This is a genomic window from Lysinibacillus sp. YS11, from assembly GCF_002896375.1.
Taxonomy (GTDB): domain Bacteria; phylum Bacillota; class Bacilli; order Bacillales_A; family Planococcaceae; genus Lysinibacillus; species Lysinibacillus capsici.
On record NZ_CP026007.1, the window covers coordinates 585,328 to 602,060 of the forward strand.

Consider the following 16,733-nt stretch of genomic DNA (forward strand, 5'->3'; position numbering starts at 1 on the left):
GGAGAATAAAGCACCATGTAATTTTAAAACGTCCATTGTGATGAGGGAAAGGAAGTGCACGAATTGAATTTTCGTGAAATGACAAAGGAACAATTAACAGAAGAATCGTTAATTAACTTAGCTTATGCAATTTTAAATGAAAAACGTGCCTCAGTGTCTTTTAATGATTTATTAAAATTAATTCAAGAGCTTGTGGGCTATAGTGATGCAGAAATGAAATCCCGTCTGTTACAATTTTATACAGATATCAATATTGATGGTCGCTTCTTATATAATCAAGAAGCAGGCTGGGGCTTACGTGAATGGTTTAAAGTTGAGCAAATCGAAGAAGAAACAGCTCCTTCTGTTAAGACTCAAAAGAAAAAATCTAAAGCTGCCTTTGATGATGAAGATCTTGATGAAGATGTAGACTTAGATGAAGAAGATATCGACTTTGATGAAGACTTTGAAGAGTTCATTGATGAAGAAGAACTTGATGAAGAAGATGATGAAAAAGAAGATATCGACTTTGACGATGAAGAACTAGAAGAAATTGATGAAGAAATCGATGAAGAGTTTATTGATGAAGAGGAAGAAGAATTTGAGGAAGAAGAAGAAGAGATCTAATACAGTACACTTAGAATTTTCTTTCTTTTAAGCTAGAAGCAAAAAATCTTGACTTCTATCACGGTTACGTTTAATCTTTTACTTGGGCTCCTTAAAAGAAGGAGAAAGACCGTGTATATAATACGCTCCCCCTGCAAACCTATGCAGGAGGAGCGTTTTTTTGTTTTTAACTTTAATCATTTTAGTTCTCCCATACTTTTAATACCGATATGAATATAAATGTTTTTAATTATTCATGATGTATAGTAAACGGTGACTGAAAAGTTATTAGAGTTTTATGGTTTAAAGGAAAGTGGAAAAGAGATAGAACCGATTACAGCTTCGAATCGACTACATTTTGTAGACATTCTCGGCTTTTCTTTTTTTAGGGTATTAGAATGTAAATGGTTCTGATCCCCCCTAAACGCACTAATATTTTAGAACATCATAAGGAGGAATTTATTCATGACGAAGTATATTTTTGTAACAGGTGGGGTTGTATCATCACTTGGAAAAGGGATTGTTGCAGCATCTTTAGGCCGTTTATTAAAAAATCGTGGGTTAGAAGTGACGATTCAAAAATTTGACCCATATATCAATATTGACCCAGGTACGATGAGTCCTTATCAACATGGTGAGGTTTTTGTAACAGATGATGGTGCTGAGGCTGATTTAGACTTAGGACACTATGAACGTTTTATTGATATTAACCTAGGGAAACATTCTACAGTAACTTCAGGTCGTGTTTACCAATCTGTATTACAGAAAGAACGTCGTGGAGATTATAATGGTGGAACAGTCCAAGTAATTCCTCATATTACAAACGAAATCAAAGATCGTATCCAACGTGCTGGTCGTGAAACAAATGCAGATGTTGTGATCACAGAGGTTGGTGGAACAGTAGGTGATATTGAATCATTGCCATTCCTAGAAGCCATTCGCCAAATGAAAACAAATTTAGGGCATAACAATGTAATGTATATTCACTGTACACTTATTCCTTATATTAAAGCAGCTGGTGAACTTAAAACAAAACCTACACAGCATTCTGTTAAAGAATTACGCTCTTTAGGTATTCAGCCAAATATTATCGTAGTTCGTACTGAACAAGAAGTACCACAAGAGATGAAAGAGAAATTAGCATTATTCTGTGATGTTCAACCACATGAAATTATTGAATCTCGTGATGCTGAGCATTTATATGAAGTACCATTAAACCTACATGCGCAAGATATAGATGATATCGTTTTGAATCATTTTGGTATGGAAGCTCCAGAAGCAGATATGGAAGAATGGCGTGACCTTGTAGAAAAAGTGAAGAACTTACCAAATAAAAGAAAGGTAGCATTAGTAGGGAAATACGTAGAACTACAAGATGCTTACATTTCTGTAGTTGAGGCATTAAAGCATGCTGGATATGCATTTAATTCTGATATTGAAATTGACTGGATTAATGCAGAACACGTTGATGCTAACAATGTGGCCTCTCTATTAAAAGGTGCTGACGCTATTTTAGTACCAGGCGGCTTTGGTGATCGTGGTGTTGAAGGTAAAATCTTAGCCACACAATATGCACGTGAAAATAATGTTCCTTTCCTAGGCATTTGTTTAGGTATGCAATTAGCAACAGTAGAATTTGCACGTAATGTACTTGGCCTAAAAGGTGCTCATTCTACAGAGCTTGATGCAAATACGGAGTATCCAATTATCGACTTCCTACCAGATCAAAATGATACTGTAGATATCGGTGGTACTTTACGTTTAGGTTTATACCCATGTAAATTAAAGGATGGTTCAAAAGCTAGCCAAGCCTATGGTAAAGAGCTTGTTTATGAGCGTCATCGTCACCGCTATGAATTTAACAATGAATATCGTGAGGCAATGGAAGCAGCTGGCCTTGTCTTCTCAGGTACAAGTCCTGATGGCAAATTGGTTGAAATTATTGAGCTACCAGAAAACAACTTCTTTGTAGCATGTCAATTCCACCCAGAGCTAGTGTCACGTCCAAATCGTCCACAACCATTGTTCCGCGATTTTATCGGCTCAACATTTAAATAATCAAAAAGAGTTGTCTCGTGATATACGAGACAACTCTTTTTAATTTGATGACTACAATTCTTCTTTATCCAACCCAAGCATTTCATCATAAGCAATTTTGACAGCTTCATATACAAAGAGTCCTGCAAGCGCATGTGGAACAACAATACGTTGACCTAGATCATTTGGTATTAAACCGCCTTTAATGCGTGTAGAAACATACGTATAGGCTAAATCAGCAAGAGGGTTATCTACACTAGCTGCTTCACTAGCTATAGCAGCAAAGGGAATAAATTGCGTATTTAATTTTTGTGCTAAGACGAGTGCTTCTTCATCATATGCACTACGAGTAAAAATGCAAACCCGATCAGCTTCTGTTAAGCTTGTGTCTGTAGTCCAAGGTGCTAACTTGCTAAAGGGTTCGACTGCTTGAAGTGCATTTAATGCCACAACCTGCATTTCTCCAAAGCAAGCAAAATAGACATTTCCTTCGCCGATTGCGGCTTGTGCTAATAACCTTGCTGTTTCCTCGATAGCATCTTCTTCATTTTGTATAATTCTTTGTAATAATCCACTTAATTGTGTTGTTAGAATTTTTGACATGTTCCCACCTCTATTCATATTATAGGGGGTAAAAGGTAGAAAGCAAAAGCAGATAATTTATAATACTAGAAGGTATTAAGCTGAAAAAGGAGAATTATACATAATAAAGAAAGTTTTTGTGTAAGAATAAAACTAAAAAGGGCGGAATGCGATGTGAAACGATTACTAATTGTCGATGATCAGCAGGGAATTCGTTTACTTTTAAATGAAGTGCTGAAAAAGGAAGGATATATTACATATTTAGCAGCGAATGGTTCAGAGGCATTAAAGTATGCAGACGAACAAGAGATGGATTGTGTTTTACTGGACATGAAAATTCCAGGAATGGATGGTATTGAAATTTTGAGACGTTTAAAAAAGAAGTTTCCGAAGCTGCCTGTTTTTATGATGACAGCATACGGAGAATTGGATGTTGTGCAAGAAGCGTTAGAATTAGGAGCCATTCGTTACTTTACAAAACCGTTTGATATTTTCGAAGTGCGTGATGAAGTAAATAAAGCTTTACAAGTTTAAAAAGCAGGCAGTGGACACACGGCCTGTTTTTTTATGTTGATTAATAGCCCCTGCTTTTCAGGTGTGAGGACTTCGTTACGTAACACTTCACTTCGTCACCCCCTGCCGCTACGTTACACTCCGCTTTCGGGTAGAAAATAATAGCCCCTGCTTTTCAGGTGCGAGGACTTCGTTACGTAACACTTCACTTCGTCACCCCTGCCGCTACGATACACTCCGCTTTCGGGTAGAAAATAATAGCCCCTGCTTTTCAGGTGAGAGGACTTCGTTACGTAACACTTCACTTCGTCACCCCTGCCACTACGTTACACTTCGCTTTCGGGTAGAAAATAATAGCCCCTGCTTTTCAGGTGAGAGGACTTCGTTGCGTTACACTTCACTTCGTCACCCCTGCCGCTACGTTACACTTCGCTTTCGGGTAGAAAATAATAGCCCCTGCTTTTCAGGTGAGAGGACTTCGTTACGTAACACTTCACTTCGTCACCCCTGCCGCTACGTTACACTCCGCTTTCGGGTAGAAAATAATAGCCCCTGCTTTTCAGGGGCTATTATTTTTGCTATGATTGAGGAGCATGTTTATGTAGAAAGAATAGTCCTATGAGGAGGATTTTTAGTATGGCATTAGTATCTATGAAAGAGATGTTAATTAAAGCAAAAGCAGAAGGTTATGCTGTTGGTCAATTCAACATTAATAACCTTGAATGGACTCAGGCAATTTTACAAGCAGCTGAAGAAGAAAAATCTCCAGTGATTCTTGGTGTTTCTGAAGGCGCAGGTAAATATATGGGCGGATTTATTTCTGTTGTTCATATGGTAAAAGGTTTAATGGAATCTTACGGTACTACAGTTCCTGTAGCAATTCACCTTGACCATGGTTCTAGCTTTGCAAAATGTAAAGAAGCAATTGATGCAGGCTTTACTTCCGTGATGATTGATGCATCACATCACCCATTTGAGGAAAATGTGAAAATTACTTCAGAAGTAGTAGAATACGCACATGCTAAAGGTGTTTCTGTGGAAGCAGAATTAGGAACTGTTGGTGGAGATGAAGATGGCGTAATCGGTGGTATTATTTACGCTGATCCAGAAGAATGTCGCAAAATGGTTGAACTAACTGACATTGACTGCTTAGCGCCAGCACTTGGCTCTGTACATGGTCCTTACAAAGGAGAGCCAAACTTAGGCTTTAAAGAAATGGAGGAAATCTCTAAATTGGCAGACCTTCCACTTGTTTTACATGGTGGTACAGGTATCCCAACAAAAGATATCCAACGTTCTATTTCGTTAGGTACGGCTAAAATTAACGTCAATACTGAAAATCAAATTGAAGCAACAAAAGTAATTCGTGAAATTCTGGACAACGACAAAGTTGTTTACGACCCACGTAAATTCCTTGGTCCAGCACGTGAAGCCATCAAAGCTACGGTTATTGGTAAAATTCGTGAATTTGGAAGTGCACAAAAAGCATAATTTTTGCATTTAATATGTTACAAAAGCATAGATAAATACACATAATAAGAGAAGTGTTGATGCTTTCAATCGACCTTCTCTTGTTTTTGAAATAAAGAAATTTTGGAAAATATTTAATAATATAAGAAAAATGATCAGGAGGAAATAATATGAAATTTTTCATTGATACAGCAAACTTTGAAGAGATTAAAGAGGCACATGCATGGGGTATTTTATCAGGAGTGACGACAAACCCATCGTTAGTGGCTAAAGAAGAGAATGTTTCTTTCCATGATCGTCTTCGCGAAATCGCTGAGCTTGTTGATGGCTCTGTAAGTGGGGAAGTTATTGCACTTGATGCAGAAGGTATGATTAAAGAAGGTTTGGAATTAGCTGCGATTGCGCCAAACATCACAGTAAAGCTTCCTATGACACCAGCTGGATTAGAGGCATGTCGATTCTTTGCAAACAAAGGAATTAAAACAAACGTGACATTAATTTTTAGTACTAACCAAGCATTAATGGCTGCGCGTGCAGGTGCTACATACGTATCACCATTTATCGGCCGTTTAGATGACATTGGTCAAAATGGTGTTGAGTTAATTGAAACAATTGCAGATATTTTTACAATCCATAATATCGATACACAAATTATCGCTGCCTCTGTCCGTCACCCGCAACATGTTACAGCAGCGGCTTTAGCAGGTGCACATATTTCAACTACTCCGTTTAAAGTATTAAAGCAACTTTTCCACCATCCATTAACTGAAAAAGGAATTGAAGGATTTTTAGCGGATTGGAATAAGAGAAAAGGCGAATAATAAGATTATAAAGTGTGCAAATTGCAAAAATACTACTTTCCAATCATGAGGGAGAACGCAAAATGGATGTTTATAAAATTACTGGCGAAAATCGTCTACAAGGTACAATTAAAGTTAGTGGCGCAAAAAATAGTGCAGTCGCCTTAATTCCTGCATCAATTTTGGCGAACTCTCCAGTGACTATTGGAGGGATACCCGAAATTTCAGATGCTTGGACGTTAAAGGCTCTATTAGAGGAAATTGGTGGAGAAGTTTCATTTGAGAATGGGAAAATGACAATCGACCCAACAGAGATGATTGCATTGCCCTTACCAAACGGCAACGTTAAAAAGTTACGTGCTTCTTATTATTTAATGGGGGCTATGCTTGGACGTTTCAAAAAAGCAGTTATTGGTTTACCTGGAGGCTGTTTTTTAGGACCTCGACCTATTGATCAACATATAAAGGGCTTTGAGGCTTTAGGAGCTAAAATTACTAATGAACACGGAGCCATTTATTTACGTGCAGATGAATTGATAGGGGCAAAAATTTATTTAGATGTGGCAAGTGTTGGGGCTACGATTAATATCATGCTTGCTGCTGTCCTTGCTAAGGGACGTACTGTCATTGAAAATGCTGCAAAAGAACCTGAGATAATTGATGTGGCGACACTTCTAACAAATATGGGTGCCAATATTAAAGGTGCAGGTACAAGTGTCATTCGTATCGAAGGCGTAGAAGAGCTACATGGTACTGAACATACGATTATACCTGATCGCATTGAGGCCTCTACATTTTTGATTATGGCTGCAGCAGTTGGTGATGGTATAACAATCGATAACGTTATTCCACTTCACTTAGAAGCAATTATCGCCAAGCTTCGTGAAATGGGTGTGAAAATTGAGATTGGTGAAGAAAGTATTTATGTACCAAAAACAGACCTCTCAACATTACAGGCAGTGGATGTCAAAACATTGGTATACCCTGGATTCCCAACGGATATTCAACAACCGCTTGCCGTGTTAATGTCACAAGCATTCGGTTCCTCAAAAGTAACAGATACTATTTACACAGCTCGTTTCAAGCATATTGATGAGCTTCGTCGTATGAATGCAGATGCTCGTGTAGAAGGAAACACAGCAATTATTAAAGGGCCGAGTAGATTACATGGCTCAACTGTCACAGCTACAGATCTTCGTGCTGGAGCAGCTTTAGTGTTAGCTGGACTCTTAGCAGAAGGAGAAACTGAGATTCAGGATATCTATCATATCGAACGTGGCTATAGCTCACTTATTGAGAAATTACGTGATTTAGGCGCTGATATTCGACGTGAAACAATTGTGGCACGTGTAGCTGAGACAAAGGAATAATGAGAGCTAAAAGTTTTCAACCAATTATGTTACAATAGAGGTAATTTGAATGTTTTGGCACGAAAAGGTGCCCATAACGGGAGGCAAAGCAACAATGGAACGTAGTTTATCGATGGAAGTAGTACGAGTAACAGAAGCAGCAGCAATCGCATCCGGGAAATGGATGGGGCGCGGTTTGAAAATTGAGGCAGACGATGCAGCAACAACAGCGATGCGCAAAATGTTCGATACAATTCCAATGCATGCTACAGTAGTAATTGGTGAAGGCGAAATGGATGAAGCACCAATGCTTTATATTGGTGAAGAACTTGGTTTACGAAATGGTGGTCCTAAAGTAGATATTGCAGTAGATCCTTTAGAAGGTACAAACATTGTAGCAAAAGGTACAAATGGTGCTATGACAGTTCTTGCTATTGCAGATAAAGGGAATCTGTTAAATGCACCAGATATGTACATGGAGAAAATTGCTGTAGGACCAGAAGCGGCGGGCAAAGTGGATATCAATGCTTCCGTCACTTATAACTTATTACAAGTAGCAAAAGCTAAAAATAAAGATATTTCTGATGTTGTAGCTACTCTTTTAGATCGACCACGTCACCAAGCGATTGTTGATGAAATTCGTGAGGCTGGTGCACGTATTAAATTTATCCAAGATGGCGATGTTGGTGCAGCAATCAATACGGCTTTTGATGAAACAGGCATTGATATTATGTTTGGAACAGGTGGTGCACCTGAGGGTGTTATAGCAGCAGTAGCTTTAAAATGCCTTGGTGGTGACTTCCAAGCAAAACTAGTACCAGAAGATGAAGAGCAATTAGAACGCTGCACAAAAATGGGTGTGGATGTTGAAAAAGTTCTTTATTTAGATGACCTAGTAAAAGGTGACGATGCTATTTTTGCAGCGACAGCAGTAACAGATTGCGAGCTTTTAAAGGGTGTTCAATATAAAGGTGCTTATGCCTTAACTCATTCAGTAGTTATGCGTGCTAAATCTGGTACGGTTCGCTTTGTTGAAGGCCGTCACGCTCTTGAGAAAAAACCTAGATATTAATGTTATTTTCTTCTAAAATATACCTAGTACATCTATTGTGCTAGGTACCTTCTTCTTTAAATAACCATCCCATATTTTTAAGGCAATGTTTAGTTATATGGTGGAAGTATTTCAATAGATATTATTAAAGGCAACCATATAAGCGTTAGCAGAGCCAATCGTAAACTTCAATGATAACCCCATTAAATTGAATTATATTTTGAAAAAGACTGGAGTTGTGCATATGTCTGCATTGACAATCGCTCAATTAGAAAACATGACGTTAAAAGAGCTTTACGCCCTTGCACGCCAATATAAAATTTCTTATTATAGCAAGCTAACGAAAAAAGAATTGATATTTGCTATTTTGAAAACGCGTTCAGAGCAAGAGGGCTATTTCTTTATGGAAGGCGTACTAGAAATTGTTTCGCAAGAGGGCTTCGGCTTCCTTCGACCAATCAACTACTCACCAAGTAAAGAAGATATTTATATTTCTGCATCCCAAATCCGTCGCTTTGATTTGCGTAATGGGGACAAGGTGTCAGGAAAGGTGCGTCCACCGAAGGAAAATGAGCGCTATTATGGCCTATTACAAGTAGATGCTGTCAATGGCGAAGATCCTGAAGTAGCGAAAGAACGAGTTCATTTCCCAGCACTAACACCTTTATATCCAAATCGACAAATTAAACTAGAAACAACACAACGCAATTTATCCACACGTATAATGGATTTAGTGGCACCAGTAGGCTTTGGACAACGTGGATTAATTGTAGCTCCGCCAAAGGCAGGGAAAACGTCTTTATTAAAAGAGATTGCGAACGCTATTACAACCAATCATCCGCAAGCGGAGTTAATTGTCCTATTGATTGATGAACGACCTGAGGAAGTGACAGATATTGAACGTTCTGTCAATGCAGATGTTGTCAGCTCAACATTTGATGAAGTACCTGAGAACCACGTCAAAGTGGCTGAAATAGTATTAGAACGCGCACGACGTTTAGTGGAACATAAACGTGATGTAATTATTTTAATGGACTCTATTACACGTTTAGCTCGTGCTTATAACTTAGTAATTCCACCAAGTGGACGTACACTATCTGGTGGTATTGATCCTGCTGCATTCCATAGACCGAAACGTTTCTTTGGTTCGGCTCGTAATATTGAAGAAGGCGGTAGTTTAACAATTTTAGCGACGGCTTTAGTAGATACAGGTTCTCGTATGGATGAAGTTATCTATGAAGAATTTAAGGGAACAGGGAACTTAGAGCTTCATCTTGATCGTCAGTTAGCGGAACGCCGTATATTCCCTGCGCTTGACATTCGTCGTTCGGGTACACGTAAAGAAGAGCTTCTTCTGGAACCAGAACAACTTGAAAAGCTATGGGCAATTCGTAAAACGTTTTCTGATGCACCTGATTTTGCAGAGCGCTTCCTGAAAAAAATACGTACAACAAAATCAAATGAAGAATTTTTTGAAAAGCTAAACGAAGATATGAAAAAAGCGACAAAGGGTAAGGGACTTTTATAAAGGGCATCACCATTGACAATCAAATTGTCAGTGGTGATTTTTTTTTGTATATGTTTATTTTATAAATGTATATTGAAATTGATAATCATTATCAATATAATGGTAAGTAAATATGTGTTCTGAAGGAGACGAAGATGAATTATGATGCCTATATGCTTCTTTGGCAAAATGCATTTATCCAGTTGAAGCAAATCGATTACATAAATAAATCAGACATTCATGTGTCAAAGGTTTTAACATATAGCTCGTTTCTTATTGTCACAGCAGGCGGTGCACAGATTGTCATTGATGATCAATCTTATCATGTGCAGCGCTTCAGTATTTTTCATCTAGGTAAATCTCAATCTCTTCACATTAGGGCACAGCAGAGTATTAGCTATTTTCTCATTAGCTATAAAGGAGATGTCATGTACAAAGATGCCTTTATGCAGCATTTGCACATGCACTATCAACCATTCCAAACACATTTCTCTTGTGTACCCGCAAATCCGATAGTCATTCACAGCATCCTTCAGGATATGTATAGCAAATGGCAATCTGGCTCTATACAGGAGCATTTATCTGTAAGGGCATCCTTCTATGAGCTTATCTATCATGTCTTTCGAGAATTAGCAGAAGGACAAGGGAAACCACATGAAATTGATAAGGCAGAAGCTGCACGATTATTTATAAAGCAACATATTCATCAACCATTATCTATCCAGACATTAGCAGATATGCTTCAGATTAGTACACGACATTTATTACGCATCTTTAAAGCTCGCTATGAAATAGGTCCACAAATATATTTACAACAATTAAGAATAGAGCAGGCTAAGCAGTATTTATTAACCAATCAATATGGCATAAAAGAAATTGCCATATCTCTTGGATTTGAAGATGAATATTATTTTAGCCGTGCTTTTAAAAAAGCAACAAAACTGGCTCCAAGTAGCTTTAGGCTGAAATATGCATCTAATATGTCCGAAATTGCCATTACAAATGAGAATCATTTTCAATACAATAATAATCAGCTCGCGCAAGCAAAACGATTTGAGAATGGAGAAAATGAAATCATGATGAAGAAGATGATTCACCATATAAAGCTACCTTTTTTATTAAGCCTGTTCGTTTTACTGACAGCTTGTAATGAAGAGACAAGCCAATCTAAGGTTGATGAACCAACTTCGCCCGAGAAGGCAGAGACTAGAACCATAACAGATGATAGTGGACGCGAAGTAGAGATTCCAATGCAGGCAGAGAGAGTCGTAACTGATTGGTATCTGGGGCAAATTTTAGCGTTAGATGTTGTACCAGTTGGAGGCGTAACGGCTAACCTTGATTATGCTGCTTTCTTAAAGCAACACTATAAGGATGGTGAAATTACGAATATTGGTACAGATGGTAAGGTGTCATTAGAAAAAGTTTTAGAGTTAAAGCCAGACTTGATTATTACTTGGAATATTGAAGATGTAGCAAAGTATGAAAAAATTGCCCCAACAATTGTTTTCGCTGAAGATGCCCATCAATCAGCGACTGAAGAGATTAAGGCAATGGGGAATTACTTAGGAAGACAAGCAGAGGCTGAGGCCTTTACAAAAGAATTTGAAGATCGGATCGCAAAAGCTAAAGAAAAAATCATGGATGTGATTCCAAAAGGATCTACATTTACTATTTATGAAATGTTTGAAAAAAATGCAACGATTATAGGGAAATCTAGTGTATCGGGCGGTAGAGCACTCTATCAAATTTTAGGGATGCAGCCTCAAGAAAAGGTGCAGGAGCTGTTTGACACAAAGGAAGGAAATAATGGACGCTATGAGATTTCCTATGAGGTAGTAGGTAACTATGTAGGTGACTATAACTTCATGATTAATTTCTTTAACAAAGATGGCCAGTTGCCAGCAACATGGACAAACTTAGATGTCGTTAAAAGTAATCAAGTATTAGAGCTTCCATCTGAATATTATTTTGCTTCTGATCCGCTTTCTGGCTTACACCAAGCTGAAGAACTAGCTGACAAAATAGTTGAATTTACAAAGGCTCATCAACAATAACTGAGATAACAGGAGAGCTATTGTAGATAGCTCATTTATAGATACGTAAAACGAGATCACGATAGGAGGCTACACCATGTTATTACGGCGATTTTTTTCATATTATAAGCCCTATAAAGGCTTATTTATTTTAGATTTTAGCTGTGCCATATTAGTGGCACTAATAGAGCTTGCGTTTCCGATTGTTTTAAATAAAGTAATTGATGATATTCTACCAGATGGGGAATTGAAATGGATTATTATGGCGAGTTTATTGCTGTTTGGATTATATATTTTTAACTCCATTCTTCATTTTATCGTTTCATATTGGGGACATATGCTGGGCATTAATATTGAGACGGATATGAGAAAAGAATCCTTCAGCCATGTACAAAAGCTATCCTTTAGATATTTTGATAACAACAAAACAGGGCATCTTGTTTCTCGTTTAACAAATGATTTGATGGATATTGGTGAACTTGCTCACCATGGTCCAGAGGATATCTTTATTGCAGCGATGACGATTATTGGAACATTTGGTGTCATGTACTATATTGATCCAACCTTTACGATTCTTATTTTCTTACTTGTTCCGATTATCTTAATCTTAACCATTATTTTCGGGAAATTAATGTCCAAGGCATTCCGTCAAATGTTTGGAGATATTGCAGATTTTAATGCACGTGTTGAAAACAATGTAAGTGGTATTCGTGTTGTACAAGCTTTTACAAATGAAGATCATGAGATTAAACGCTTTAAAGTAAATAATGAAAGATTCCGTATGACAAAGCTGTTTTCCTATAAAGTAATGGCTTGGAATGAAGCTATTTCAGGCATACTCACGAAGGTATTATCACTCTTTACTTTATTTGTTGGGGCTTATTTTGTATTAAATGGGCATTTAACAAATGGCGATTTTATCGCATTTATTTTACTTTCAGGTATTCTCTTAGGCCCAATTAACAAAATCAATATGTTTATAGAAAGCTATCCGAAGGGCATGGCAGGATTTAGGCGCTATATTGAATTCCTCGAAACGGAGCCCGAAATTGCGGACCGTCCAGAAGCGAAAACAATCGATGAAATTGATGGTGAAATTACTTTTTCTAATGTATCGTTTGGCTACGCTGCCAATAATCATGCCTTACATCAAATTAATTTAAAGGTACGTCCTGGTGAAACGGTTGCCTTAGTAGGCCCTTCAGGTGCAGGGAAATCTACCATCTGTAGCCTATTGCCACGTTTTTATGAGGTGAATGAGGGTTCCATTAAGATTGATGGTGTTGATATACGAGATTTTAAACTACAATCTTTACGTTCGCATATCGGGATTGTCCAGCAAGATGTCTTTTTATTCGATGGTACCATTCGTGAAAACATAGCCTATGGTGATTTAAATGCCAGTGAAGAAGATATTTGGTATGCCGCACAACGAGCACAACTGACAGATGTAATTAATGCTTTACCAGAAGGCATGGATACTCTCATAGGTGAACGGGGTGTCAAATTATCAGGTGGACAAAAACAAAGATTATCAATTGCGCGTATTTTCTTGAAAAATCCAAAAATCTTAATACTAGATGAAGCAACATCTGCATTGGATACAGAAACAGAACAAGCTATCCAGCAAGCCTTAAACGAGCTTTCTATCGGTCGTACTACATTAGTGATTGCCCACCGTTTAGCAACGATTAAGGATGCAGACAGAATTGTTGTGGTATCGAAAAAGGGCATTATTGAAGAAGGCACACATGAGCAATTAATGGAACGCCAAAATGCTTACTATGGCTTGTATACAGCCCAATTTGGTTTACAAATTTAAAAGTAATAGCATTCTCAAAAGTGAAAGGAAGTTAAAGATGTCAGTACTTGAAATAGATCATGTTGCGATTGGTTACTCTTCAGCGCTCATCGTCAATGATTTAAGTGTGGAGATTCCGAAAGGGGAGATCTCCACGATTATTGGTCCAAATGGTTGTGGCAAGTCTACTTTATTAAAGGCTGTAGCACGTGTATTACGCACACAAAATGGAGCTGTCTATTTAGATGGCAAAGCTATACATCAATTAAAAACAAAGGAAGTGGCCAAAAGAATGGCTATTTTACCTCAAACAGCAACAGCACCAGGAGGATTAACGGTTTTTGAACTGGTATCCTATGGTCGTTTTCCTCATCAAGTAGGGTTTGGTACATTGCAAAAGGAAGACTATGAATATATCCATTGGGCTATTGATGTTACGGGGCTAAGAGAATTTAGTGATCGACCAATCGAAGCATTATCAGGTGGTCAGCGTCAGAGAGTATGGATTGCTATGGCATTGGCGCAAGGCACGGATATTTTAGTACTGGATGAACCAACAACTTATTTAGATTTAGCACATCAGCTCGATATTTTATTGTTGCTACAAAAATTAAATAAGGAAGAAGGACGAACAATTATCATGGTTTTACATGATTTAAACCATGCATCACGGTTCTCTCATTTTATGATGGCCATGAGAGACGGCAATTTAATGGTGAATGGCAGTCCAAAAGAAGTGATGACAAAAGAAAATTTACAAAGGGTATTTAATATCGATGCAGAAATGGCTGTATGTCCCTATAGTGAAAATCCAATCTGCCTATCTTATCAGTTGTACGATATGAAAAATAAAAGCTAGTTGGAAGTTATGAGGAGGAAATAAAATGACTACGTCGACAGGAGTAGGAGAGCTCCACGATTTAGAAGATCTACAGAAGCGATCTCATCCGATCCGTGGAGTAGTGGCTTTAATCGTAGGAGTAATTGGATTAATAGTTGCCATTGGCTTATCAATTTCTTTTGGTGCAGCAGATATTTCATTGGGTACTGTTTGGACAGCAGTTACCCATTTTTCACCAGAATTAACAACACATCAAATTATCCATGATATTCGCTTACCACGGGTACTTGGAGCAGCATTAGTCGGTGCAAGCTTTGCGGTAGCGGGTGCGATTATGCAGGGGATGACACGTAACCCTTTAGCAGACTCAGGGTTATTAGGCTTGAACTCAGGAGCTGCCTTTATGTTAGCCGTATGTTTTGCCTTCTTCCCTGGGTTGCCTTATATGTATTTAATTTTATGGTCCTTTGTAGGTGCAGGTCTTGGTGTGGCCATCGTTTATGGTATTGGCTCGCTTTCTAAAGGTGGCTTAACACCTATGCGACTAGTTTTAGCAGGAGCTGCTGTTAGTGCGTTACTTGGGGCGCTCGGAGAAGGAATTGCTCTTTATTTTCGTATCGGACAAGACCTCGCATTTTGGTATGCGGGTGGGGTTTCAGGCACAAAATGGAGCCATCTACAAATCTTATCTCCATGGATACTTGTTGCGATGATAGGAGCTCTTATCCTATCACGCTCCATCACCGTACTGAGCTTAGGTGAAGAAATTGCAGTCGGGCTAGGGCAACGTACTGCTGTGGTAAAAGTATGGGGAATGATCATTGTTTTAGTTTTAGCGGGTGCAGCAGTTTCTGTTGTCGGTGCAGTTGGTTTTGTAGGGTTAATTATCCCTCATTTAACCAGATACATAGTTGGTCATGATTATCGCTGGATCATCGCTTGTTCCTTGGTATATGGAGCATTGCTTGTTGTGTTAGCTGATTTAGTAGCACGTGTTATTAATCCACCTTATGAAACACCCATTGGTGCGCTCATAGCCTTTATTGGAGTACCATTCTTCCTTTATTTAGCTCGAAAAGGAGGGAAAGAACTATGAGTAACAGCTATTTAACACCAAGTCAGCTAAAGGCGAAAAGGAAACATTTTTCCATCCTTGCTACGCTCATTGTGTTAATCGTTATTACCTTTGTCATAAGTATGAATACAGGTGTCATTAAACTGACACCAATGGAGGTTCTTCGGACTCTTTTTGGTCAAGGTGATGCACAACAGCAGCTTATCTTATATGAATTCAGACTTCCAAGAATTGTGATTGCTGTATTAGTAGGTATGGGGTTAGCTATATCAGGCGCTATTTTACAGGGCATTTCTAAAAATGCCTTAGCAGACCCAGGAATCTTAGGGATTAATGCGGGAGCAGGACTAGCGGTTATGCTCTATGTGTCATTTTTTCCAACTACGAAAGCAGCACCTGTTTATTTACTGCCTATACTGGCTTTTGTAGGAGCAGGTTTGACAGCTGTACTGATTTATTCACTTTCTTATCGACGCCATGAGGGGATTACACCAATGCGTTTAATCTTAACTGGGGTAGCTGTGGCAGCAGGGATTAGCTCGGCTATGATTGTGCTAACACTACGTCTATCGCCAGAGAATTATCAATTTGTAGCAACATGGCTAGCAGGTAGTATTTGGGGCTCAAATTGGAGATTTGTTCTGTCGTTATTACCATGGTTAGTTATCTTATTGCCATTCGTCTATTCAAAATCACGTGTATTAAACATATTGAATTTAGGCGAATTAACAGCAGTAGGACTAGGTGCCTCGATAGAAAAAGAGCGACGCTGGTTGTTGGCTGCTGCTGTTGGTTTGGCTGGAGCTAGTGTTTCAGTAAGTGGTGGAATTGGTTTCGTTGGCCTTGTTGCGCCACACTTAGCTCGACAGCTTGTTGGGGCTAAACACCAGTTTTTATTGCCAACCGCAGCATTATTAGGAGGTTTCTTAGTGTTAATGGCTGATACAATCGGTCGTTCCATTTTAGAACCTTCAGAAATTCCAGCAGGGATTGTGGTAGCAGTTTTAGGAGCACCTTATTTCTTGTATTTACTAGCACGATTAAAAGAGTAAATGGCACTTTTTCCTTTGTGTGTGAATAGTATTA

At 38.4% G+C, this 16,733-nt stretch carries 14 protein-coding genes; 13 read left to right on the forward strand and 1 reads right to left on the reverse strand.

The genetic code is table 11. The features are described 5' to 3' along the window. The first annotated feature begins 63 nt into the window (after window positions 1–63). Together rpoE and LBYS11_RS02715 are read left to right on the forward strand one after the other, a co-directional pair. The gene (gene rpoE / locus LBYS11_RS02710) at window positions 64–606 is read left to right on the forward strand and encodes a DNA-directed RNA polymerase subunit delta (RefSeq protein WP_103117419.1); all 543 of its coding nucleotides are present in this window, start codon (window positions 64–66) and stop codon (window positions 604–606) included. A 444-nt stretch (window positions 607–1,050) separates the two neighbouring features. After that, a complete protein-coding gene (locus tag LBYS11_RS02715; RefSeq protein ID WP_103117420.1) occupies window positions 1,051–2,643 on the forward strand; it encodes a CTP synthase in 1,593 nt (530 codons plus the stop codon). 51 nt (window positions 2,644–2,694) lie between these two features. On the opposite strand, the gene LBYS11_RS02720 is transcribed toward LBYS11_RS02715, so the two are convergent. Beyond that, a complete protein-coding gene (locus tag LBYS11_RS02720) occupies window positions 2,695–3,225 on the reverse strand; it encodes a DUF2529 family protein (RefSeq protein ID WP_103117421.1) in 531 nt (176 codons plus the stop codon). Window positions 3,226–3,378: 153 nt separating this feature from the next. On the opposite strand from LBYS11_RS02720, the gene LBYS11_RS02725 reads away from it, so the two are divergent. The 11 genes from LBYS11_RS02725 to LBYS11_RS02775 all read left to right on the forward strand — a co-directional run bounded on the left by LBYS11_RS02725 (window position 3,379) and on the right by LBYS11_RS02775 (window position 16,699). Further along, window positions 3,379–3,738 (forward strand): response regulator, encoded by a 360-nt coding sequence (locus tag LBYS11_RS02725; protein WP_004269444.1) that lies wholly within the window; start codon window positions 3,379–3,381, stop codon window positions 3,736–3,738. Between the two features lie 615 nt (window positions 3,739–4,353). After that, window positions 4,354–5,208 (forward strand): class II fructose-bisphosphate aldolase, encoded by an 855-nt coding sequence (locus LBYS11_RS02730; protein ID WP_004269446.1) that lies wholly within the window; start codon window positions 4,354–4,356, stop codon window positions 5,206–5,208. A 149-nt stretch (window positions 5,209–5,357) separates the two neighbouring features. Further along, window positions 5,358–6,008, forward strand: coding sequence for a fructose-6-phosphate aldolase (gene fsa, locus LBYS11_RS02735; RefSeq protein ID WP_103117422.1), 651 nt, complete (start codon window positions 5,358–5,360; stop codon window positions 6,006–6,008). Between the two features lie 62 nt (window positions 6,009–6,070). Then, window positions 6,071–7,357, forward strand: a complete 1,287-nt coding sequence (locus tag LBYS11_RS02740) for a UDP-N-acetylglucosamine 1-carboxyvinyltransferase (protein WP_048395599.1) — start codon at window positions 6,071–6,073, stop codon at window positions 7,355–7,357. A gap of 94 nt (window positions 7,358–7,451) precedes the next feature. Continuing rightward, window positions 7,452–8,408 carry a class II fructose-bisphosphatase gene (gene glpX, locus LBYS11_RS02745; RefSeq protein ID WP_004269449.1) on the forward strand — a complete coding sequence of 319 codons (957 nt, stop codon included), beginning with the start codon at window positions 7,452–7,454 and terminating at the stop codon, window positions 8,406–8,408. Window positions 8,409–8,631: 223 nt separating this feature from the next. Next, entirely contained in the window at window positions 8,632–9,915 is a 1,284-nt protein-coding gene (rho, locus tag LBYS11_RS02750; protein WP_016992739.1) for a transcription termination factor Rho, read from the forward strand. Between the two features lie 134 nt (window positions 9,916–10,049). Then, window positions 10,050–11,951 carry an AraC family transcriptional regulator gene (locus LBYS11_RS02755; RefSeq protein ID WP_103117423.1) on the forward strand — a complete coding sequence of 634 codons (1,902 nt, stop codon included), beginning with the start codon at window positions 10,050–10,052 and terminating at the stop codon, window positions 11,949–11,951. A gap of 76 nt (window positions 11,952–12,027) precedes the next feature. Continuing rightward, window positions 12,028–13,752, forward strand: a complete 1,725-nt coding sequence (locus LBYS11_RS02760; protein WP_103117424.1) for an ABC transporter ATP-binding protein — start codon at window positions 12,028–12,030, stop codon at window positions 13,750–13,752. Between the two features lie 37 nt (window positions 13,753–13,789). After that, window positions 13,790–14,590: an ABC transporter ATP-binding protein gene (locus tag LBYS11_RS02765; RefSeq protein ID WP_103117425.1), complete on the forward strand. Its 801-nt coding sequence runs from the start codon at window positions 13,790–13,792 to the stop codon at window positions 14,588–14,590. Between the two features lie 25 nt (window positions 14,591–14,615). Continuing rightward, window positions 14,616–15,668 (forward strand): FecCD family ABC transporter permease, encoded by a 1,053-nt coding sequence (locus LBYS11_RS02770; protein ID WP_009371944.1) that lies wholly within the window; start codon window positions 14,616–14,618, stop codon window positions 15,666–15,668. Beyond that, entirely contained in the window at window positions 15,665–16,699 is a 1,035-nt protein-coding gene (locus tag LBYS11_RS02775; protein WP_009371943.1) for a FecCD family ABC transporter permease, read from the forward strand. The genes LBYS11_RS02770 and LBYS11_RS02775 overlap by 4 nt, the downstream gene beginning before the upstream one ends. The last annotated feature ends 34 nt before the right edge of the window (window positions 16,700–16,733 follow it).

Bases quoted from the DNA above. Each gene is read 5' to 3' on its own strand.
- LBYS11_RS02720 (WP_103117421.1), bottom strand. From the start codon at position 3,225: ATGTCAAAAATTCTAACAACACAATTAAGTGGATTATTACAAAGAATT.
- LBYS11_RS02715 (WP_103117420.1), top strand. From the start codon at position 1,051: ATGACGAAGTATATTTTTGTAACAGGTGGGGTTGTATCATCACTTGGA.
- LBYS11_RS02730 (WP_004269446.1), top strand. From the start codon at position 4,354: ATGGCATTAGTATCTATGAAAGAGATGTTAATTAAAGCAAAAGCAGAA.
- fsa (WP_103117422.1), top strand. From the start codon at position 5,358: ATGAAATTTTTCATTGATACAGCAAACTTTGAAGAGATTAAAGAGGCA.
- LBYS11_RS02740 (WP_048395599.1), top strand. From the start codon at position 6,071: ATGGATGTTTATAAAATTACTGGCGAAAATCGTCTACAAGGTACAATT.
- LBYS11_RS02770 (WP_009371944.1), top strand. From the start codon at position 14,616: ATGACTACGTCGACAGGAGTAGGAGAGCTCCACGATTTAGAAGATCTA.
- glpX (WP_004269449.1), top strand. From the start codon at position 7,452: ATGGAACGTAGTTTATCGATGGAAGTAGTACGAGTAACAGAAGCAGCA.
- LBYS11_RS02760 (WP_103117424.1), top strand. From the start codon at position 12,028: ATGTTATTACGGCGATTTTTTTCATATTATAAGCCCTATAAAGGCTTA.
- LBYS11_RS02755 (WP_103117423.1), top strand. From the start codon at position 10,050: ATGAATTATGATGCCTATATGCTTCTTTGGCAAAATGCATTTATCCAG.
- LBYS11_RS02765 (WP_103117425.1), top strand. From the start codon at position 13,790: ATGTCAGTACTTGAAATAGATCATGTTGCGATTGGTTACTCTTCAGCG.
- LBYS11_RS02775 (WP_009371943.1), top strand. From the start codon at position 15,665: ATGAGTAACAGCTATTTAACACCAAGTCAGCTAAAGGCGAAAAGGAAA.
- rho (WP_016992739.1), top strand. From the start codon at position 8,632: ATGTCTGCATTGACAATCGCTCAATTAGAAAACATGACGTTAAAAGAG.